The sequence below is a fragment of the Luteimonas sp. Soil_C_5 genome, assembly GCF_057656615.1.
Map to the genome: position 1 here is coordinate 324,320 of NZ_JBDGKA010000004.1, position 21,117 is coordinate 345,436.

Consider the following 21,117-nt stretch of genomic DNA (forward strand, 5'->3'; position numbering starts at 1 on the left):
TGACGGCCGTCGCAGTTCGGCGCATCCACGGGCAGGATCGTGCGTCGGGCGCGCGCGACCTAGGGTCAGTCCGGAGTGATCGCCAGCGTGTCGCGCGCGAGGCTGGGCGCCCTTCAAGTCTCCGGGTAGCCGCCATGAGCTCGATCGAATCCCTGTCTTCCGCGACCGGTCCGGTATCGGCGGGCCGCGAGACCTCGCCCCCGGGCCGGACCCACACCGTCGACTACGGCGACACGCTGTCGTCGGTCGCCAAGCAATATGGCGTCGATCTGAAAGGGCTGCTGGCCGCCAACCCGCAGGTACGCAATCCCGACGTCGTGTATCCCGGCGACACGCTGCAGATCCCGACCGCCGGCGCCGTCGGCGTGCGCTCGGGCGACACCCTGTCGGGCATCGCGACCGCCAACGGCACCACGCTGTCGGCCCTGCTGGCCGCCAATCCGCAGATCCGCAATCCCGACCTGATCCAGATCGGGCAGACGATCGCCCTGCCCGGCGCGGGCACCGCGACGCCTGCGCAGCCTGCCCCGCCGTCCACGCCCACGGCGCCGGTCGGCCCGGTCGCCGATGCCGCACCGCCGGCGGCCAACGACGGCGACCATCGCCTCGGCCAGCTGTCGGAGCAGTACGAGACCGGCGGGCGTGGCCCGGGCACGGTGTCGAGCGGCCAGGGCGATCCGGGCGGCGTGTCCTACGGCAGCTACCAGCTGGCCACCAATCGCGGGCGGCCGCAGGAATTCCTGGCGAACGAGGGCGCTGCATGGGCGGCCGAGTTCGGCGGCGCGGCGCCGGCCACCAATGCCTTCAGCGCGACCTGGCGCGAGATCGCCGCGCGCGAGCCGCAGGCCTTCGCCGATGCCCAGCACGCGTTCATCCAGCGCACGCATTACGACGTGCAGGCCGACCGGGTGCAGGACCGCACCGGGCTCGACGTGGCGACGCGCTCGCATGCGGTGCAGGATGCGGTCTGGTCGACCGCCGTGCAGCACGGCCCGACCACCAATGCGATCAGCAACGCGGTGCGCAACGTCGAGGCGCAGGGCGTCTCGCCGGATGACGGCGTGGCCTACGACCGCGCGCTCATCGACGCGATCTACGCCGAGCGCGGCCGCCGCGGCGCCGACGGGAATCTGGTGTACTTCAGCAGCTCGCCGGCCTCGACCCAGACCAGCGTCGCCAACCGCTTCGTCGAGGAACGCGCCGATGCCCGGGCGATGCTCGATGCCGCGCAGTGAGACCATGACACCTGACGTACCGGACCTGCAGTCCGGACCTCGCGGCCCACGGGAGATTCGATGCACATGTCCGCACGCCTGATCGGCGCCTGCCTGGCGCTCGCACTCGCCGCCTGCCACGCGGCGCCGGAGACTCCGGCTGCCGGCGGCGCACACGCAGCCAATCCGGCGCCGCGCGACTTCGCGCCGGACGCGCCGTCACCCGCGGGTCGCTACACCGCGACCGGGCCTGCGCCGACGACGCTCGATCTGACCACCGCGCCGGACGGCGAATGGCACATCGCCTTGCGCGGCGGGGCCGTGCCCAACGGCGCGGCGACGGCTGCCGATTGCGAACTCCAGGCTCGTGGCCCGCTGTCGGGCGGCCGCATCGACGCCGCCGTGGTGCCCTTCGAGGGCGAGTTGATTTCGGTGACCGAAGCCGACCTGGCGGACGCCCCGGCCCGCGTCACCGTGGTGCTGGACGGCGAGACCGCGACGGTCGAAACCGACTACGCGGGGTGCGGCATGGGCGCCGGTTTCGACGGCGCCTACCGCCGGACCGGATCGACCTGAGCCCGGCGCCCGGCGCGACGCGGCCTCAGCGCGCGCCGCGCAGCGCGGTCAGGATCCGCTGACCGGCGCGTCCATCATCGGGAGACAGGCCCAGCCGACGCTGTTCGGCCTGGATCGCGCGGCGGCTCGCCGTGCCGATCATGCCGTCGACCTCGCCGATGTCGTGGCCGCGCGCGATCAGCAGCGTCTGCAGTTCGCGGCGCTGGACCCGCGACAGGCCCGGATCGTCGGTCGGCCAAGGCGTCTGCAATCCGCTGCCGCCGCGCAGACGATCGGCCAGCGTGGCGATCGCCAGCGCGTAGCTCTCGGCCGCGTTGTAGGAATAGATCGCGTCGTAATTGCGGAACACGATGAAGGCCGGTCCGCGGACGCCGGTCGGCACGATCACCGCCGCGCGCGTGTCCCCGGCCGGCAGCGCGCCGCCGTCGATGCGGGTGACGCCCCGCGCCGTCCAGTCGGCAACCGTGCGCCGGCTGGTGCGCCCGGCCTGGCCGACATCGAAGCCTGCAGGCAGCGTCACCTCGTAGCCCCACGGACGACCGGTCTGCCAGCCGCCGCGCTTGAGGTAGTTCGCGGTCGACGCCAGCGCGTCGGGAATGCTGCCGACCAGATCGCGGCGGCCGTCGCCGTCGAAGTCCACGGCGATCCGCGCATAGGTACTGGGCATGAACTGGGTATGCCCGAATGCGCCGGCCCAGGAGCCGGTGGTGTGCGGGTCGCGCAGGTCGCCGTCGTGCAGCAGCTTGAGCATGGCGACGAACTCGCTGCGGAAGAACGCCTGCCGGCGCCCGTTGCAGGCCAGCGTCGCCAGCGACACGCGCAGCGGCCGCTTGCCCGAGATCCGGCCGTAGTCGCTTTCCACGCCCCACACCGCGACGACGGTTTCGGCGTCGACGCCGTACTGCGCGGACACGCGCGCGAGCAGGTCGCGATGTTCGGCCAGCATCGCGCGGCCGTCGGTCACGCGCTGCTCGTCGACCAGCCCTGCCAGGTAGTCCCACAGCGGCGTGGTGAATTCGGGCTGCGAATCGAGCAACGGCAGCACGCTCATGTCCGGCTGCAGATCGGCCGTGAGCCGCGCGAACGCATCGGCCGGAATGCCCTGCTTCGCCGCATCGCCGCGGATACCGTCGAGGCAGCGCGCGAACGCGGCCGGATCGGCCGGCGGCACGGGCGTCTGCGCGACGCCGGCGCCTGCGACAGTCATCAGCGCGTACAACGCGACAAGGCGGGCTCGGTTCGTCATGCGGGACCTTCCTGGAAATCGGTCGCCCACTGTGCCTCAGACATGGTGCACGGCGCGCGTCGCCGGACGGCGGCTTTCATGGCGGGGTCAGTCGCAGCCCGCACGCAGCGGTGCGCGGCGACCTGTGCAGGATCGGACGCGGGTGACTCGCAACAGTGAACGCCACAGCGTGCAGGGCCCGAGCGTGCAGTCCATCGATCGCGGTCAGACGCGCCGTTTCAGGTATCGCGCGTGACCGCAGGCCTAGGTGATGTCGCCGTCGACGTAGCGCCAGTGCCCGTCTTCGCGCTGGAACCGGCTGTGTTCGCGCAGGCGCACGACGCTGCCGCCGCCGACGCGATACCGCGCGACGAACGCGACCTCGGCGTGATCGGCATCCACGCTGCGCGCGGACTTCACCTCGAGTCCCAGCCAGACCGGCTGCGGGCCGTCAAAATCGAGCGCGGGCGGACGCGTGCTGCTGTGCCAGCTCGCGCGCAGATAGTCGGCATCGCATCGCACGTAGGCGCAGTAGCGCGAACGCATCAGCGATTCGGCATCGGGCGCCGGTGCGCCCGCGTGCAGCGGTCCGCAGCAGGCGGCGTAGGCGCGCGGACGACCGCAGGGACAGGCGGCGGCGGAATCAGAAGAGGACGACATGCGCATAGTGTGCCCGCGCGTGGCTGCCGACGTCGCCTGCGCGCGTGGTGGCTGCAACAGCGCTGGAAGCGTTTGTATGCGCGTAGGTATGCGTATGCGCGCGCAGCCTACCGAGCGAAGCGAGGCGGCGCGCGTCGATGTCCTGCGCCGTACGACGGCACCCCCGCTGCAACAGCACGGATGCGTGAGGCGTGCCGTCGCAGCGCACGGCGCACTGGCTCTTCAGCTCGGCTCTTCAGCGCGGCGCGTCGGCGCGTCGGCGACATTCCGTGTGTTTCGTCGGTGCACGTCGCGCTGCGAAGCCAGTCCTGCGACGCGATACGCGGATCCTCGGGCCTGCGCAAAACAGTGTGCTGCGGCTCGGCTGTCGTCACGCCACGCACAGCGATACACCGCGCGGCAGTCACACCCAGCCGCGCGCCGCCAGCGACACCGCGTCGCCATCCCCCACGACGAAATGATCGAGCAGCCGCACGTCGACCAGCGACAGCGCCTGGCGGATCTGCGCGGTCACCGCGCGGTCGGCGCTGCTGGGTTCGCGGCTGCCGCTGGGATGGTTGTGGCCGACGATCACCGCCGCGGCGTTGTGCGCCAGCGCGCGGCGGACGATCTCGCGCGGATGGACCTCGGCGCCGTCGATCGTGCCGCGGAACAGTTCCTCGAACGCCAGCGCGCGATGGCGGGTGTCGAGGAACAGCACCGCGAAGACCTCGTGCGCGAAGCCGCGCAGGCGCTGCGAGAAGTACCGGCCCGCGGCGGCGGGATCGGTCATCGCCTCGCCGCGTGCGAGGTCCGCAGCGAGTACGCGATTGCCGAGTTCCAGCGCCGCCGCGAGCCGGCAGGCACGCGCAGGGCCGAGGCCGGGGAGTTTCGCGAGCCCGGCAGGCCCGCGTTCGAGCAGGCCACGCAGCGGACCGTGCGCGGCCAGCAGCTGGCGCGCGGTGCCCACGGCGTCCTGTCCGCGCAGACCCGAGCCGAGAAAGATCGCCAGCAGTTCGGCATCCGACAGCGCCGGCGCGCCGCGTGCGAGCAGCTTCTCGCGCGGACGTTCGTCGGCAGGCCAGTCACGGATGTGCATGCGCATCTCGGCAAAGGGCGGCCGACGCCCGGGGCGCTGCGACAGGGGATGAACGCAGCACCGACCGGGGCCGGCCGGACCCTGATTGCAACGCATCCGGTCCCGCCGGCACTGCCGGTCGGCCGTGTGGCTTCGGGTAAGCTGTCGGCCGGTTTTTCCGTAGGACTTCGCCGATCATGGCTGACGCCCCGACTCCGCTGCGCGGACAGCGCATCCTGGTGTGCGTCTGCGGCGGCATCGCCGCCTACAAGGCCGCCGATCTAGTCCGTCGCCTGCGCGACGCCGGCGCCGAGGTGCGCGTGGCGATGACCGAGAGCGCGCAACATTTCGTCACCGCCGCGACCTTCCAGGCCGTGTCCAGCGAGGCCGTCCGCACCACGCTGTGGGACCCGGGCGCCGAGGCCGCGATGGGGCATATCGAACTCGCGCGCTGGGCGACGCGCATCGTCGTCGCACCCGCGACCGCCAACACGCTGGCCAAGCTGGCCCACGGTTTCGCCGACAACCTCGTCACCACGCTGTGCCTGGCGACGACCGCACCGCTGACGGTGTGCCCGGCGATGAACCACCGTATGTGGCTGCACCCGGCGACGCAGGCGAACATCGCGCTGCTGCGCGAGCGCGGCGCGCAGGTGATCGGGCCGGAGGACGGGCCGCTGGCGGAAGGCGAATCCGGTCCCGGCCGCCTGGCCGAGCCCACGGCCATCGTCGCCGCGTTGCCCGCATGAGCGCGCCGCTCGCCGGCCTGCGGGTCCTGGTCACCGCCGGGCCGACCTACGAGGATCTCGATCCGGTGCGGTTCCTCGGCAACCGCAGCAGCGGCAAGATGGGATTCGCGGTCGCGGCCGCCGCCGTCGCAGCCGGTGCCGACGTGGTGCTGGTGGCCGGCCCCGTGCAGTTGCCGACGCCGGACGGCGTACAGCGCATCGACGTGCGTTCGGCAGCGCAGATGCACGCCGCGGTGTTCGAGACACTGCCAGTGGACCTCTACATCGGCGCGGCCGCGGTCGCGGATTTCACCCCGGCGCAGATCGCTCCGTCGAAGATCAAGAAACGTCCAGGCGAGGACGGCCTCGACCTGCACTTGGTGCGCACGCGCGACATCCTCGCCGACGTCGCCACCGCGACGCCGCGTCCGCGGCTCGTCGTCGGTTTCGCCGCCGAGACCGACGACATCGATGCCAACGCACGCGGCAAGCTGGCCGCCAAGCGCGTCGACCTGATCGCAGCCAATCGCGTCGGCACGGCCGGCAGCGGCTTCGAAGGCGACGACAACACCCTGGTGGTGCACGACCCGGCCGGCAGCCGCCAGCTGGGTCCCGCATCAAAGACGGCGATCGCAGCCGAACTCGTCGCCCTGATCGCCGGACGACTCGCCCCGGAGACCCCATGAGCGCTGCCCCCGAAGACCATGTACTCGACGTCCGCGTGCTGGACGCGCGGTTCGGCCAGCAGTGGCCCCTGCCCGCCTACGCCACCGAGGCCAGCGCCGGGCTCGACCTGCGCGCCGCGCTCGACGAACCGCTGACGCTGCTGCCGGGCGATACCGCGCTGGTGCCTTCGGGCCTTGCGATCCACATCGGCAATCCCGGCCTGTGCGCGGTGGTGCTGCCGCGCTCGGGCCTCGGCCACAAGCACGGCATCGTGCTCGGCAACGGCACCGGCCTGATCGACGCCGATTACCAGGGCCCGCTGATGATCAGCGTCTGGCATCGCGGCAAGGATGCCTTCACGATCGAGCCCGGAGACCGCATCGCACAGCTGGTCCTGATGCCGATCGTGCGGGCGACCCTGAATGTGGTGGATACTTTCGTGGACAGCGCGCGCGGGGCCGGGGGCTTCGGGCATTCGGGCGTGCGCTGACGGGGACGACGAACGATGAGCGAGAAGGATCCGCACCGCGGCCGTGCGTTGCTGGCGCAACTGCGACCCGCCGCACCACTGCTGGCGACCGTGCTGGCGCTGTTGGCTGTCTGGTTCGCATGGAGCGGCTGGCAGAAGATGCAGGGCGATGGCCGCGTGGCCAGTGTCGAACGCGGCCGCGACGCCGCGCTCGACGGGCTGCGCGTGACGCTGGGCAGCGAGCTCAAGCGCATCGGCGCGCAGCTCGACAGCGCGCCCGTGCAGCGCGCGCTCGCGGATGGCGATCTCGACGCCGCCGGTCGCGCCTTCGGGGCCGACTGGCCGCAGCTGGAACAGGCCGAGATCCTGCCGGTCGCCCTGACCGCGGAGTACACGGGCCTCGACGCGGGCGGCTTCGGACGCCTCGCGGTTCTCGAATCGGCGATCAGCACCGATGCACCCGTGCTCGCGGTCGCGCGCATCGACGACCGGCCGCGTGTGCTGGTGGCCGCGCCCGCCCGCGCCGGCGATCGCCTCGTGGGCGTGGCCGTGGCGCAACTGCCGCTGACCCGCGTCACTGCCGCGCTGGATTCGGTGTCACTGGACGGCGCGACCTTCCTGGCCCTGCGCCAGGGCGGTTACACGATCCAGGCCCGCGGCGATGCCGCGCTGGCCAACGTGGCCGAGCGCCTCGGCCGGCCCGTGCCGGACACCAACCTGCGCGTGGTCGCCGCCGTGCCGCACGTCGGCAAGCCGCCCTTCGGGCTGGACGCGATTCCGCTGCTCGTGATCGCAGTGGTCCTGCTGCTGCTGGCCTATGTGGTGTGGCGCCTGCCGCGTCGCCTGCAGCCCGCGGCCGTGGGTGAGGACACGACGCCGACCCTGGCCGAATCGCTGCAGCAGCCCGCCGATGTCGAGGACGGCGCTGCTGTGCCCGCGCCGGTGGCAGCGCGCAGCGAGCCGAAGAAGAAAGCCGCGTCGTCGGTGGTGCTGGATCCGTCGATCTTCCGCGCCTACGACATCCGCGGCATCGTCGGGCAGACGCTGGATGCCGGCGTCGCCGAGCTCATCGGCCAGTCGGTCGGCTCGCTGATGCGCGAGCAGGACCTGACCGACATCGTCATCGGCCGCGATGGCCGCCTGTCTGGCCCGGACCTCGTCGCCGGACTGATCAGCGGCCTGCGCAAGGCCGGACGCAATGTCATCGACATCGGCCTGGCGCCGACGCCGCTGATCTATTTCGGCGGCTTCCACCTGCGCACCGGCTGCTGCATCTCGGTGACCGGCAGCCACAACCCGCCCGACTACAACGGCTTCAAGATCGTCGTCGGTGGCGAAACGCTGTCCGGCGATGCGATCACCGACCTGCACGCCCGCGTCGCCGACGACCGCCTCTACGCCGCGGCGCAGCCGGGCGGCCTGAGCGAGCGCGACATCAGCGAGGACTACATCCGCCGCATCGCCGACGACATCCAGATCGCGCGTCCGCTCAAGGTCGTGGTCGATGCTGGCAACGGTGTCGCCGGCGAACTGGGGCCGCGCCTGCTCGAGGCGATCGGCGCCGAGGTGGTGCCGCTGTACTGCGACATCGACGGCACGTTCCCCAATCACCATCCCGATCCCAGCGAACCGAAGAACCTGGTCGACCTGATCAGCACCGTGCAGCGCTTCGACGCCGACCTGGGCCTGGCCTTCGACGGCGACGGCGATCGCCTGGGCGTGGTCACGCGCGACGGCGAGACGATCTACCCCGACCGTCTGCTGATGCTGTTCGCCGCCGACGTGCTGGAACGCAACCCGGGCGCGATGATCGTGTTCGATGTGAAGTGCACCGGTCGCCTGCCCGGACACGTGCTGCGCCACGGCGGCAGCCCGCTGATGTGGAAGACCGGGCATTCGCTGATCAAGGCCAAGATGCGCGAGACCGGCGCCGAACTGGCCGGCGAGATGAGCGGCCACTTCTTCTTCTCCGAGCGCTGGTACGGCTTCGACGACGGCATCTACGCCGCCGCGCGCCTGCTCGAGATCCTGGCGATCGACGACGATCCGTCCGCGGTGCTCAAGGCGCTGCCGAGCGGCGAATCGACGCCCGAGATCAAGGTCGAGGCGCCGGGTGGCGATCCGCATGCCTTCGTCGCCCGCGTGCAGGCGTCGGCGGCCTTCGAGGGCGCGCGCCTGTCGACGATCGACGGCGTGCGCGCCGACTGGCCCGACGGCTGGGGTCTGGTGCGGGCCTCGAACACGACGCCGGTGCTGGTGCTGCGCTTCGATGCCGACAGCCGCGAGGCGCTGGCACGGATCCAGCAGACCTTCCGCGAGCAGCTGCTGGCACTCGATCCCGGGCTCGCGCTGACGTTCTGAGCACATCGCAGCTGCAGGATCACGCGACGCCGGCCCCGTGCCGGCGTCGTCGTATCGGGCGTCGTCTGACGGCGACGCAGGGACCGCGCTGACGGCGACGCACAGCGATCCGGCCTCGCGCGCCGGCGGCATCGCCGAGCAGGCTGGACGCCCCGTTTCCGCACCGGAGCGTGCCGATGTCCCGACTGCGATCGCGTGTCCGGTGCGCCTGCGCCGCCACCGCGCTGCTGCTGTGCGCACTGCTGGCCGGCGTCGCCTCGGCGACGACACCACCGGCGCTGATGCTGGCGCGCGATCTGGGGAGCGCGGACATCGAGATCGCCGCCTACTTCGTCAGCGAGAAACTCGACGGCGTGCGCGGCCGCTGGGACGGTCATGCGCTGTGGACCCGCGGCGGTCACCGGATCGCGGTGCCGGCCCGCTTCACCCGCGGCTGGCCCGATACGCCGATGGACGGCGAACTGTGGATCGCGCGCGACCGTTTCGAGGCCGTCAGCGCGCTGGTGCGCAGCACGCGCTCCGATCCGGCGGCGTGGGATCCGGTGCGGTTCTACATCTTCGATCTGCCGGCGCACCCGGGGCCCTTCGCCGAACGCGTCGCGGCAATGCGCGCACTGGTCGCGCGCACCGCGCATCCGCAGCTGCGCATGGTCACGCAGACGCCCGGCACCACCCGCGCGGCGCTGGATGCGCGTCTGGCCGAGGTGGTCGCGGCCGGCGGCGAAGGCCTGATGCTGCAGCACCGCGACGCGCGCTACGGCGTCGGTCGCAGCGCCACCCTGTTCAAGCTCAAACCGCATGACGATGCCGAAGCGCGCGTGGTCGCGCACACGCCGGGCAAGGGCAAGTACAGCGGCATGCTCGGCGCGCTTGAAGTCGAGCATCACGACGGGCGGCGGTTCCGCATCGGCACCGGCTTCAGCGATGCCCAGCGCGCGGATCCACCGCCCACCGGCAGCTGGGTGACGTATCGCTACAGCGGGCTCACCTCGACCGGCCTGCCGCGCTTCGCGCGCTTTGTGCGCGTCCGCGACGAGATGCCGCCACCGGAGTGAGTCGCGCCCGTGACGGCCGCGGCGCAGCGCTGCGGCACACGCGCACGGCCACAAGAAAAAGCCCGCCATGCGGCGGGCTTTTCCAGTGACGAACGATCCGGTCGTTTACGGGCGCGGATCGTCGTCGCGGCGACGTTCGACGTAGTCCTTCGCCCAGCGATCGGCGACGCGGCCGGCCGCCTCACGGCCACCGAGGCCGAAGGCCAGCGCCACCGCCACGGCCACGGCGCCCAGCACCAACCCGAACGCCAGGTTGACGATGTCGTCGGCGATGCCCATCGCACGCAAGCCCATCGCGATCACCAGGCCCAGAATCGCGACCCGCGCGATGCGCGACAGGCCGACGCTGCGATCCGGATTCGCACGCTGGATCGCACGTGCCGCCAGATCGGCCAGCCAGTAGCCGACGACCAGGATCACCGCGCCCAGCAGGACGTCGCCACCGAAGGCGATGAACGTGGCCAGCAGATCGCGCACGCCGGTGAAGCCCAGACGGTGGGCGGCCTCGACGGTGGCGAACAGCAGGATGAAGAACAGGGCGACACGACCGACGAAGGCCGACAGGCCGCCGGCCGGCGTGGTGGCCGTCACCGGCGCCGGCTGCGCATCGGGGATCAGCGTGCCGGGCTCGGGCACACCGGCGGCCGCCACCGGATCGGCCGTGGCCAGCGCCGTCTCCACCGGTGCCGGCGTGGTCGGCGCTGCCGGGGCCGGCGCAACGAACAGGTGCGCCAGACCCAGACGCGCGGGGATGCGGTCGACGCCCAGGTTTTCGAGCAATCGGGTCAGCAGGCCGGCGACGAACCGGCCCAGATACCAAGCGACGATCAGGATCAGCGCCGCGGCCAGGATGTTCGGAATCGCGGTCAGGAACATGCCCAGCATCTCGCTGGCCGGATCCGAGATCGCGCGGATCGCCAGCGCATCGAGCGCGGCGATCAGCGTCGGCACGATGACCAGGATGAAGACGAGGGTGCCGCCGAGCTGCGACAGGCGGACACCATCGGTCACGTGCTCGCGGTTGCTGTAGCGGTCGACACCGCTGGCCGCCAGCAGATTGGTCACCAGACCGCGCAGCACCTTCGCGACCAGCCAGCCCACCAGACCGATCACCACCGCGGCAAAGATGTTGGGCAGCATCGACGTGACCTGCGTGGTCATCGCCGACAACGGCACCATCAGGCCTTCGACCCGCAGCGCGCCGACGATCGCCGGCAGGAACAGCAGCAGCACCAGCCAGTAGACGACGTCGCCGAGCACGGCCGAGATCGGCTTGACGCCGGCGGACTCCGAGAGCTTCTCGTCCCAGCGCCCGGCCGCCATCAGGCGGTTGATGCCGGCGCGCAGCACCGTGGCCAGCACCCAGGCGACCAGACTCAGCACCGCGGCCAGCAGGATCCGCGGCAGGTAGAGCATGACCTCGGTCACCAGTGCCGAGAACGGGCCGTACAGGCCGTCGACCCGGAGCACGCTGAACACCCCGATCAGGGTCAGGATGATCACGAACCAGAAACCGATCGAGGCCGCGACCTTGACGATGTCCAGCTGCGAGGCGGTCTGCGTATTAACCCGTTCGTTGACGCGCAGGCGCGCCATGCCGCTGCGGATCACGCCGCGGACGAACAGCGCGGCCACGAGGCCGATCACGAGAACGAGCACCGCACCGAGCACGGTCGGCAGGTAGTGGCCCAGGCTCAGTTCGAGCTGCCGGGCGAGGGTGTTGGCTTGCATTGGGAGACTCTCCTCGCTGGGATGCGGACGGGCCGCACCGAGTCGATGGATGAGACAGCGCACTGCGTGCGGTGCCGGCGACGCGGCCACGCGATTCCCGATGACGCTGCGCGGCAGCGTGCGCTGCCTACGCAGCGGGGAATATGGAGACGATGCACCGCGGCATCGACAGGTGCGGGCCGGCAGCGAGTGTGACGCCCGCCCCTGTCGGCTTGGGGTGAACGGACACGCCAGACGCGCTGCATGAGCGCGCAGCCAACGTCAGGCGGTGTCGTGCGCTCGTGCGCGAATCGCGGTGCGCATCTTGCGGCCGTGCGCGCTGTCGATCACGCGATGGCGCGACGCCGGCGCGCGATGCGGGATCGCATCAGCAGGCGCGATCCCGCCCGAAGGGATTGAGGCGACGCACCCAGCTGTCGCCGCAGTCGATGTCGACCGGCTCGGGCTCGAACGGCTTGGCCGGCACGCGCGCCGCGGCGCGTGCGCGCTCGAGTTCGGCGATCTTGCTGCGGATCTGCGGCATCGCCGCCAGCGCCGCGCGCTCGCCCTGCAGGATCGCGGCGTTGCGCTGTTCGAAACTTGCCGGACCGATGTCGCTGACCTGCGGCCGGATGACGATGTCGGCGCGTGCGAGTTCCTGCCGGCCGAGCGTCTGTCCCATGATCGCGATCGACTGGTTGACGATGCCGAGCATGCTGCCAGGCGTCGTGCCGCTGGCCTTGCTGGAAATGTCGACGGCGATCACCAGATCGGCGCCCAGCTGCCTGGCCGCATCCACCGGCACCGGGCTGACCACGCCGCCATCGACGTAATGGCGGTCGCCGATCTTCACCGGCTCGAACACGCCGGGCACGCTGCTCGACGCGCGCACCGCCTGGCCGGTATTGCCGCGCACGAAGACGATGCGATCGCCGGTTTCCAGCCGCGTGGCGACGGCCGCGAACGGAATCGTCATCCGGTCCAGCGTGCGGTTGCCGACTTCCTGGTTGACGTAGTTCTGCAGGGCCACACCCTGCACGAGGCCACCGGAAAACAGGCGCACGTCGCGGATGCTGGATTCGTCGAGCGCCACCGCGCGCTCCTGCATGCGGAACGGATCCATGCCGCTGGCGTAGAGCGCACCAACGACGCTGCCGGCGCTGGTGCCCGCGACGACATCGGCCTTGATGCCGTTCGCCTCCAGCATCTTGATCACGCCGATATGGGCAAAACCCTTGGCCGCGCCGCCACCGAGTGCGAGGCCGATACGCACCGGCGGCGCTGGGGGTGCAGGTGCGGTGGTCGTCGGTCGCGGCGCCGGTGTCTCGACGACCGGCCGTACGTTGTCACGTCCGCAGGCCGCCAGCAGCAGCGCCAGTCCGACCAGGGCCACGGCACGCGTTGCAGACGCCGTGCGGGCCGGTCGTGGCGAGGCTGCGACCCGGTGCGATGCGGGTGAAACGGACGGATCGGATGCGTGCATGCGGGGTGCTGGTCGACGGACGAGGCGTCGAGCATACCCATGCATCGCCTGTCGTCGGCTGAAGCCCGCACGCCCACAGCAACACGCCGCCCGCCTTGCGGCGGACGGCGTGGCGTGCGTCAGGGTGCAGCATGCGTCACGCGTCGGCGTGCGCGGGGTGGCACTCAGTCGGCGTCGGACTCGCCGGCATTCGCGGCAGCGCCGCGACGCGACTGGCTGGCGCGCTTGCGCGCCGCAGCGTTCGAGGCCTCGATGCGACGCGAGTTGCCTTCGATCGCCTCGTTCGCCTTCTTCTTGCGGTACTGGCGCGCGGCGACCCAGACCAGGCCGACACCGATCGCGCTGGCCGCGACGATCGCCGGATTGCGACGCAGGAAACCACCAGCAAGACGGGTGCCGGTACGCGCGGCACCCACGGCGACGCCGGTCTTCAGCCAGTTTTCGGCAGTCGCCGGGATCGCGTGACGGAGGCTGTCGCCTGCCTGGCCGACCAGGGTGATGGCCTTGTCGGACAGCTCTTCGAACTTGCTCATTGGAATTCCTTGGACGTCCGCATAGGGGACGCGCAGTCTGTGACGCCGGTTGTCGATCCAGCGTGAGCGGCGCAGCGCGGGCGCTCCGCCGTTCAGTGGTGAGTGCATTGGCAGGCCCGCATATCGGCGGCGCACGGCACGCCGCCGGGGCCGCGTGGGACCGGGCCCGGAACTCAGGTGCCGCGGGGCTTCGCGCGATGGGTCGCGGACGCGTTCCACGGATCGTCGGGCCAGGGGTGGCGCGGGTAGCGGCCTTTCATTTCCTTACGCACATCGGGATAGGTCCGCTCCCAGAAGCCTGCGAGATCGCGCGTCACCTGCAGCGGGCGCCCCGCCGGCGACAGCAGATGCAGCGTCAGCGGCACGCGGCCATCGGCCACGGCCGGCGTCTGCGCCAGGCCGAAAAGCTCCTGCAGCTTGACCGCCAGCACCGGCGGCGCGGGCGTGCCATCGGCTTCGATGGCGTAGCTGATCGCCCGCGCCTGCCCCGACGGCACGGTGATGCGCACCGGCGCCAGCTGCTCGAGCTGCTGACGCGCCGCCCAGTCGACGCGCCCCTGCAACGCGGCGGCGAAGGTGTCCGCATCCAGCGCGTCGAGCCGGGTCACGCCGGCGAATGCCGGATGCAGCCACGTGTCGCGATCGGCCAGCAGCGCGGCGTCGGCCATGTCCGGCAGGCCGAGATCCGGCATCCACGCGCGCAGCGCCTGCACCCGCGCCTGCCATTGCCGGAGTCCATCGCGCCACGGCAGCACGTCGAGTCCGAGTTCGCCGACCGCATCGGTCAGCGCCTGCGCGGCCTGCTGCGGATCGACGCGGCCATTCGCGCGGGCATCCAGCACGATGCCGTCGAAGCGGCGCACGCGTTCGCCGACCAGCGCACGCTTCGCGGCGTCCCAGCGCGTCTCGTCGGCGTCGACGAAGCGCTCCGGCCAGGCGCGTCGTAGCGCGGCCTCGTCGACAGGTGCGCCGCGCAACAGCAACGCATCGCGCGCCTCGAAGCGCAGTTCGCTGGCGACGATCCACGGCTCACCCACCAGCGCGCTGTCGTCGAACACGCGCGCCATGCGCCCGTTGCTCAGCGCGTAACGATAGCCGTCGCGTGCATGCCGATGGCCGATGCGATCGGGAAACGCGTGCGCGAGCAGATCGCCGATCGCGTGCGCAGGCACGCTGTCGGGCGGTGACGCATCGACGCGCAGGCGACGCCGCCACTGCCGGGCGGCGGCGTCGATGGCAGCCAGTGCGGCGCGCGACACGTCGGCGCTGTTGCGTCCGCGCCGGAACGCGGCCAGCGCCTGCCAGCGCACGGCCAGGGCATCCGAGCGCGCGCCCCCTCGCAGGGGATCACGCGCTTCCACCAGCGCACACAGATCGCAGGCCAGCGCGCGCGCCTGCGGCGCATCGGCGGCCAGCAGCATCGCCGCGAGCCGTGGATGCGTGCCGAGCGCGAGCATGCGCCTTCCCATCGGCGTGATGCTGACGCGGCTGTCGAACGCGCCCAGGCGCTGCAGCAGATCGCGCGCCGCCGCCATCGCGCCCGTTGGCGGTGGATCGGGAAATTCGAGTGCGGCATCGCCCCAGGCCGCCAGCTCGAGCGCGAGCGCGGCCAGTTCGACCTGGGCGATCTCCGGCCGGCGCTGCGGCTCCAGCCGCTGCGATTCGGGCCACAGACGCAGGGCGACGCCCGGCGCCACACGACCGGCCCGCCCGGCCCGCTGGTCCGCCGACGCCTGGCTGATCGACACGACCTCCAGCCGCGAGAACCCGCTGTTGGGATCGAACCGCGGCTCGCGCGCCAGGCCGCTGTCGACGACGATCCGCACGCCGGGCAGCGTGACGCTGCTCTCCGCGACATTGGTCGCCAGCACCACACGGCGGCGCCCGTCGGCCGCCGGCTGCAGCACGTGCGTCTGCGCCTCGACCGGCAGCTCGCCATGCAGCGCCAGCAGCTCGACCGCCGCCGGCAGCGCGGCCTGCAGCTGCGCCTGGCAGCGCGCGATCTCGCGCTGGCCCGGCAGGAACACCAGCGCATCGCCCGCGTGCGCATCGAGAGCCTCGACCACGATTCGGCGGATCTGGTGTTCGAGCGCCTCATCACGACGCGGCGGCACGTGCGAGACCGCGACCGGAAAGCTGCGGCCGGCGCTCGATAGGCGCGGCGCATCGAGCCACTGCGCGATGCGTGCACCGTCGAGCGTCGCCGACATCACCACCAGTCGCAGGTCCTCGCGCAGTCCGGTCTGCACGTCGCGCGCCAGCGCGAGGCCGAGATCGGCGGCGAGGTGGCGTTCGTGGAATTCGTCGAACAGCAGCGCGCCGATGCCGTCGAGCGTGGGATCGTCCTGCAGCAGCCGGGTCAGGATGCCCTCGGTGACGACCTCGATCCGGGTGCGCGCCGAGACGCGGCTTTCGAACCGGATGCGATAACCGACGGTGCCGCCGACGTCCTCGCCGAGCTGACGCGCCATGAACGTCGCGGCGGAGCGCGCGGCGACGCGCCGGGGTTCCAGCATCAGGATCCGCCGGCCTTCGAGCCAGTCCGCCTCCAGCAGCGCCAGCGGCACCTGGGTGGTCTTGCCGGCGCCGGGCGGCGCTTCCAGCACCAGGCGCGGATGCGCCTGCAGGCTGGCGAGGATGTCCGGCAGCAGCGACGCAATGGGCAGCGCGGTGCGGGGCGAAAGGGGATCGGGCACGAGGATGTTCAAGGCGCACAGGCTAGCGGCGCGGCGCAGGGTCGTCGATGCCGGCGCGGCGTCCACGGCAGTGCATCCCTACAATGCGCGCTCCCCCACGCGCGGTTCCCGGCATGCAGTTGATCGATATCGGCGCCAATCTCACCCACGACAGCTTCGATCGCGATCGCGATGCGGTGCTGCAGCGCGCGCGCGAGGCGGGCGTGACGAAACTGGTCGTCACCGGCGCCAGCCGCGAGCATTCGCCCCAGGCGCTCGCACTCGCGCAGCAGCACCCGGGTTTCCTTTACGCCACCGCCGGCGTGCATCCGCACCACGCGACCGAGTACACCGAGGAATGCGACGCCGAACTGCGCGCCCTGCATGCACATGCCGAAGTGGTGGCGGTGGGCGAATGCGGACTCGACTACTTCCGCGATTTCTCGCCGCGCCCGGCGCAGCGCAAGGCCTTCGAACGCCAGCTGCAGATCGCCGTCGACACCGGAAAACCGCTGTTCCTGCACCAGCGCGACGCGCACGACGACTTCATCGGCATCATGCGCGACTTCGACGGCCGCCTCGGCGCCGCCGTGGTGCACTGTTTCACCGGCGAGCGTCGCGAACTGTTCGATTACCTCGATCGCGACTGGCACATCGGCATCACCGGCTGGCTGTGCGACGAACGCCGCGGCCAGCACCTGCGCGAACTGGTGCCCAACATCCCGGCGCACCGGCTCATGATCGAAACCGACGCGCCCTACCTGTTACCACGCACCCTGAAACCGATGCCCAAGGACCGGCGCAACGAGCCGGCGTTCCTGCCGCAGATCGTCGAGGAACTGGCGCGGGACCGGGGCGAGGATGTCGCCGAGACGGCGGCTGCGACGACCGCGACGGCGACGGCGTTTTTCGGATTGGGGTGATGGGGTCTGCAGTGTCTGGGGCCAAGCAGCCACGCTGGCTCTAGCCCTCCCTCTCCCTCTCTTTCTCCCTCGCACTCGCACTCGCACTCGCTGAAATGTTGTTGCGGTTGTTGCGGTTGCCGTTGCCGTTGCCGTTGCCGTTGCCGGAAGAATGATGCACTGGCGCACTCGCCAGACCCGAAGGGCGCCGCACATGGATGTGCGGCGTTTTCCGACCGAGGCAGGATGCCGAGTCGGAAAATCCCGGAACGCCTTCCGACCTGGGGCTGCTTCGTCGGGAAATGGCCCTTTCTTTTGGTTACTTTTCTTTGGGCCCACAAAGAAAAGTGACCCGCTCGCCGGCAGGCGAGTGGAAGCTCTGCACTTTGTAGCTGCGCAGCGTGATCGAAAGCTTTCGTCCGCTGGCGCGGCCGAGTTCATTTCTTTTGGTGGACGCCAAAAGAAACGGAACCAAAGAAAAACGTCTCCCCGACGAGGCAAATCCGTCCCTTCACCTGTTCCGGAATTTTTCGACTCGCCATCCTGGCTCGATCGAAAAACGCCGCACATCCATGTGCGGCGCCCTTCGGGTATGAGGTGCGGGCTGGCGTGTCATTGCGAATGCAAATACAAAAGCGAAGCGAGGGCAAGGGCAATGACGCCGAACCTCTTACCTAGATGCGCACCCCAGGTGCGCGCCCTTTCGCTCCAGACACGTTGCCAGCCAAGCCAACGGGCCTCAATCCGCATCTCATCGAGCGTGACCATCGAAAAGAGAAAGCCCGTGAATCAACGCGTCGGGGGAGCTGGCGTGACGCCCACGATCGAGATCGAACCGGACGTCAGATCACCCAGCCAGAAAGCAGCAGACGGACAGCCGACCGCCATGTCCATTCAGCGCGCGCAAGCCGGCGCCGCGCCTCGGCCCGGACGCAGGCATCAGCGCGAACAACACACCCCTACCGCCGTGGCCAAGCCGCCAGCAACGCCCACAACCCACCCACGCCCGCGACCCACGTCGCCACCGGCAGGCTCAGCAGCGTCGGCCCACCGGCCTCCAGCGCGTAGAGCACCGCGGCCACGATCAGCAGACCGACGCCGAGGATCGCGGCGACCACGCGTTTCTGCATGCCCTGCATGGTCAGGGTCAGCGCGGCGAGGTCGTCGGAGCGCATGCGCAGTTCGTGGCGGCCTTCGACCTGCTGCTTGAGCCAGCCGTGCAGCAGGCGCGGCATGTCCGGGGCCTGGGTGATCAGTTCCGGCAGCCGGTCGCGGAATTCGCGGCCCAGCCGCTGCGGGCTGTAGCGCTCGACCAGGATGCGCTCGAGCACCGGCCGGGCGACCGCCCAGATGTCGAGTTTCGGATCGAGCAGACGGCCGATGCCTTCGATGCTCAGCAGCGTCTTCTGCAGCAGGATCAACTGCGGCTGCAGGGTGAGCTGGTAGCGCTGCGCGGTGCGGAACAGTTTGCCGAGCACTTCGCCGAGCGAGATCTCCGACAGCGGCCGGGTGAAATACGGTTCGCACACCGAACGCACCGCGGCTTCGAGTTCGTCGATGCGGATATGGCCCGGCATCCAGCCGGCCTGGATGTGCAGCTCGGCGATGCGCCGGTAATCCTGGCGGAAGATCGCCATGAAGTTCTCGGCAAGGTAGTACTGATCCTCGCGCGAGAGCTGGCCCATGATGCCGAAATCCAGCGCGATGAAACGCGGATTGGTCTTGCGGTCCGGATCGACCCAGATGTTGCCGGCGTGCGCGTCGGCGTGGAAGAAATTGTCGCGGAACACCTGCGTGTAGAACACGCGCACGCCCTTGGCCGCCAGCGCCTTGCGGTCGATGCCGGCGGCGTCGAGCGCGGCGATGTCGTCGCTGGGAATGCCGTGCACGCGCTCCAGCGTGAGCACGCGCTGGGTCGTGCGTTCCCACACCGGCGCCGGCACATAGAGATCCTGCGAGTCGGTCCAGAACCGGCGCAGCACCGATGCATTCGCGCCTTCGCGCTGCAGGTCGAGTTCGGCGGCCAGCGTGTTCTCGATCTCGGCCACGACTTCGCGCGGGCGGATCTTGTCGGCATTGGGATGCGTGCGGTCGACCAGCGCAGCGAGGTTCTTCAGCAGCGCGACGTCGGCGGCGATCTGTTTTTCGATCGTCGGCCGCAGCACCTTGACCACGACTTCGCGGCGCGGGTTGCGATCGTCGGCCGGCAGTGTCGCCGCGTGCACCTGCGCGATCGACGCCGATGCCAGCGGCACGGTGTCGAAGGCCTCGAAGGCCTGCGCGATCGGCATGCCGAGTTCGCGTTCGATGATCGCCTGCGCCTGCGCACCATCGAACGGCAGCACGCGGTCCTGCAGCAGGGCGAGATCGTCGACGATGTCCGGCGGCACGAGATCGCGGCGGGTCGAGAGGATCTGTCCGAACTTGACGAAGATCGGACCGAGCTCCTGCAGCGCCAGGCGCAGGCGCGCACCACGCGACTGCGCGGCGATGTCGGCCGAGGCGCGCGGCACGAACGGGCGCGCGAGCTTGAGCCAGCGCTCGGCGGGCGTGCCGTCGAACAGGTCGTCGAGGCGGTAGCGCAGCAGCACGCGGCCGATGCGGGAGGCGCGCAGCACACCCTTCATCGCAGGCGCCTCATGCGGCCGGTCCGCGGCGCAGCCTGGCGACCCGCGCCGAGAGACGTTCGACCGAGTCGTGCAGCGTGTCGACATCGTCGTGGAAGGCGTCGAGTTCGGCGCGCGGCACGACGTCACGCGATTCCTCGGTGACGTACTCGGCGGCGCTGCCGGCGACCGAACGCCCGAGATCCTGGGCCTGGCGCAGCGCGCCGGCGAAGGCATTCGCAATCTGGACGCCGATCACGTCTCCGAACACCGAGACGAACGGCTTCTGCCAGTCGGGATCGAAGCGCGAAGCAAGTGCCTGCAGGCGGCGCGCGAGTTCGGCATCACCCGACACCCGCACCTTGCCGATCGGCGGCGCGTCGTCGCGGCGCAGGAACGGCAGTTGCGTCAGTACGCCGGCCAGCGTGGTGCGCACCGCGAGATCCGGTTCGACTGCGTCGTCGACCGGACCGACGCGCAGGTGCTCGCCATCGACGCGCAGTTCCAGCGCCAGCGGCGGCGAAGCGAGCGTCAGTGCGATGCGCTGGCCATCGAGCCCACGCAATGCGGCGCGGGTATCGGCATCGAGCGCCAGCGCCTGGTTGAGTGCGGTTTCGAGCGCGCGACCGGCGATGGGCTTGAGCACGGAAAACGGTGAGGGCGGGAAGGCAGGCATGGGGGCATTGTAGGGGAGCAGGCCGCGTGCGCGCCGCGCGTCGGACGCTGTCGCTTCGACGCGACGGGCATCACGAATCAGGGGGCACGCCGACAGGGTGTTGCGTGGGAGACGCCCGACGGTGGGCATCGGACGCGGCGATCAGCATGCAGGCAACGGCGACAGCCGGGCCACAAACAAAACGCCCGCCAAAAGGCGGGCGTTGAATCTCAGACTGCAGGCGCAGACTGGACGTCAGGGTCCACGGCCACGCAGCATCGAGATCACGGCCAGGATCAGGAACACGACGAACAGGATCCAGGCGATGTTGGTTGCGGCACCGGCGACGCCGCTGAAGCCGAGAACGCCGGCAATGATGGCGACGACGAGGAAAATGACGGCATATCTGAGCATGGTGGAGTCTCCGTGGGTGCGGCCGTAAGCGGCTGTGGGGCACACCGTAGGCCCAGTCAGGTCGCGATCAGGTGACGACGCGGCGACTTTTGGCGGCCTTTCAGCAGGATGATCCAGACGTGAAGAAT

The 21,117-nt window shown here is 70.6% G+C and carries 16 protein-coding genes and 1 pseudogene; 7 read left to right on the forward strand and 10 right to left on the reverse strand.

The features are described 5' to 3' along the window. Window positions 1-134: 134 nt before the first annotated feature. A complete protein-coding gene (locus AC3A5K_RS13280) occupies window positions 135-1,235 on the forward strand; it encodes a VgrG-related protein (protein WP_487618019.1) in 1,101 nt (366 codons plus the stop codon). Window positions 1,236-1,301: 66 nt separating this feature from the next. After that, the gene (locus AC3A5K_RS13285) at window positions 1,302-1,790 is read left to right on the forward strand and encodes a hypothetical protein (RefSeq protein WP_487618020.1); all 489 of its coding nucleotides are present in this window, start codon (window positions 1,302-1,304) and stop codon (window positions 1,788-1,790) included. Between the two features lie 25 nt (window positions 1,791-1,815). Here the strand turns inward: AC3A5K_RS13285 and AC3A5K_RS13290 are convergent, their stop codons facing one another. The 3 genes from AC3A5K_RS13290 to radC all read right to left on the reverse strand — a co-directional run bounded on the left by AC3A5K_RS13290 (window position 1,816) and on the right by radC (window position 4,753). Further along, the gene (locus AC3A5K_RS13290) at window positions 1,816-2,997 is read right to left on the reverse strand and encodes a lytic murein transglycosylase (protein WP_487618211.1); all 1,182 of its coding nucleotides are present in this window, start codon (window positions 2,995-2,997) and stop codon (window positions 1,816-1,818) included. Window positions 2,998-3,279: 282 nt separating this feature from the next. Beyond that, on the reverse strand, window positions 3,280-3,675 hold the full coding sequence (locus AC3A5K_RS13295; protein WP_487618021.1) for a YchJ family protein: 396 nt from the start codon (window positions 3,673-3,675) through the stop codon (window positions 3,280-3,282). A 403-nt stretch (window positions 3,676-4,078) separates the two neighbouring features. Continuing rightward, window positions 4,079-4,753, reverse strand: coding sequence for a RadC family protein (gene radC / locus AC3A5K_RS13300; RefSeq protein WP_487618022.1), 675 nt, complete (start codon window positions 4,751-4,753; stop codon window positions 4,079-4,081). Window positions 4,754-4,929: 176 nt separating this feature from the next. Between radC and coaBC the strand changes: the two are divergent. From coaBC to AC3A5K_RS13320, 4 genes and pseudogenes are all read left to right on the forward strand, one after another. Then, window positions 4,930-6,146: pseudogene (coaBC, locus tag AC3A5K_RS13305) on the forward strand (bifunctional phosphopantothenoylcysteine decarboxylase/phosphopantothenate--cysteine ligase CoaBC). Continuing rightward, the gene (dut, locus tag AC3A5K_RS13310) at window positions 6,143-6,616 is read left to right on the forward strand and encodes a dUTP diphosphatase (RefSeq protein ID WP_487618023.1); all 474 of its coding nucleotides are present in this window, start codon (window positions 6,143-6,145) and stop codon (window positions 6,614-6,616) included. The pseudogene coaBC and the gene dut overlap by 4 nt, the downstream one beginning before the upstream one ends. A gap of 15 nt (window positions 6,617-6,631) precedes the next feature. Further along, window positions 6,632-8,956 carry a phosphomannomutase/phosphoglucomutase gene (locus AC3A5K_RS13315; protein ID WP_487618024.1) on the forward strand — a complete coding sequence of 775 codons (2,325 nt, stop codon included), beginning with the start codon at window positions 6,632-6,634 and terminating at the stop codon, window positions 8,954-8,956. A gap of 176 nt (window positions 8,957-9,132) precedes the next feature. Next, window positions 9,133-10,011 (forward strand): DNA ligase, encoded by an 879-nt coding sequence (locus AC3A5K_RS13320; RefSeq protein ID WP_487618025.1) that lies wholly within the window; start codon window positions 9,133-9,135, stop codon window positions 10,009-10,011. A gap of 105 nt (window positions 10,012-10,116) precedes the next feature. Here the strand turns inward: AC3A5K_RS13320 and AC3A5K_RS13325 are convergent, their stop codons facing one another. From AC3A5K_RS13325 to hrpB, 4 genes are all read right to left on the reverse strand, one after another. Beyond that, entirely contained in the window at window positions 10,117-11,742 is a 1,626-nt protein-coding gene (locus tag AC3A5K_RS13325) for a mechanosensitive ion channel (protein WP_487618026.1), read from the reverse strand. 367 nt (window positions 11,743-12,109) lie between these two features. Beyond that, on the reverse strand, window positions 12,110-13,114 hold the full coding sequence (locus AC3A5K_RS13330; protein ID WP_487618027.1) for a patatin-like phospholipase family protein: 1,005 nt from the start codon (window positions 13,112-13,114) through the stop codon (window positions 12,110-12,112). A 254-nt stretch (window positions 13,115-13,368) separates the two neighbouring features. Beyond that, window positions 13,369-13,737 (reverse strand): hypothetical protein, encoded by a 369-nt coding sequence (locus AC3A5K_RS13335; RefSeq protein WP_487618028.1) that lies wholly within the window; start codon window positions 13,735-13,737, stop codon window positions 13,369-13,371. Between the two features lie 173 nt (window positions 13,738-13,910). Continuing rightward, complete coding sequence (hrpB, locus tag AC3A5K_RS13340; RefSeq protein ID WP_487618212.1) at window positions 13,911-16,454, reverse strand: ATP-dependent helicase HrpB; 2,544 nt, start codon at window positions 16,452-16,454, stop codon at window positions 13,911-13,913. Between the two features lie 92 nt (window positions 16,455-16,546). On the opposite strand from hrpB, the gene AC3A5K_RS13345 reads away from it, so the two are divergent. After that, window positions 16,547-17,335: a TatD family hydrolase gene (locus AC3A5K_RS13345; protein WP_487618029.1), complete on the forward strand. Its 789-nt coding sequence runs from the start codon at window positions 16,547-16,549 to the stop codon at window positions 17,333-17,335. A 938-nt stretch (window positions 17,336-18,273) separates the two neighbouring features. On the opposite strand, the gene ubiB is transcribed toward AC3A5K_RS13345, so the two are convergent. From ubiB to AC3A5K_RS13360, 3 genes are all read right to left on the reverse strand, one after another. Then, entirely contained in the window at window positions 18,274-19,941 is a 1,668-nt protein-coding gene (ubiB, locus tag AC3A5K_RS13350; RefSeq protein WP_487618030.1) for a ubiquinone biosynthesis regulatory protein kinase UbiB, read from the reverse strand. A 10-nt stretch (window positions 19,942-19,951) separates the two neighbouring features. After that, window positions 19,952-20,596 carry a ubiquinone biosynthesis accessory factor UbiJ gene (locus AC3A5K_RS13355; RefSeq protein ID WP_487618031.1) on the reverse strand — a complete coding sequence of 215 codons (645 nt, stop codon included), beginning with the start codon at window positions 20,594-20,596 and terminating at the stop codon, window positions 19,952-19,954. A gap of 234 nt (window positions 20,597-20,830) precedes the next feature. Continuing rightward, complete coding sequence (locus AC3A5K_RS13360) at window positions 20,831-20,989, reverse strand: DUF1328 domain-containing protein (protein WP_082387634.1); 159 nt, start codon at window positions 20,987-20,989, stop codon at window positions 20,831-20,833. Between the last annotated feature and the right edge of the window lie 128 nt (window positions 20,990-21,117).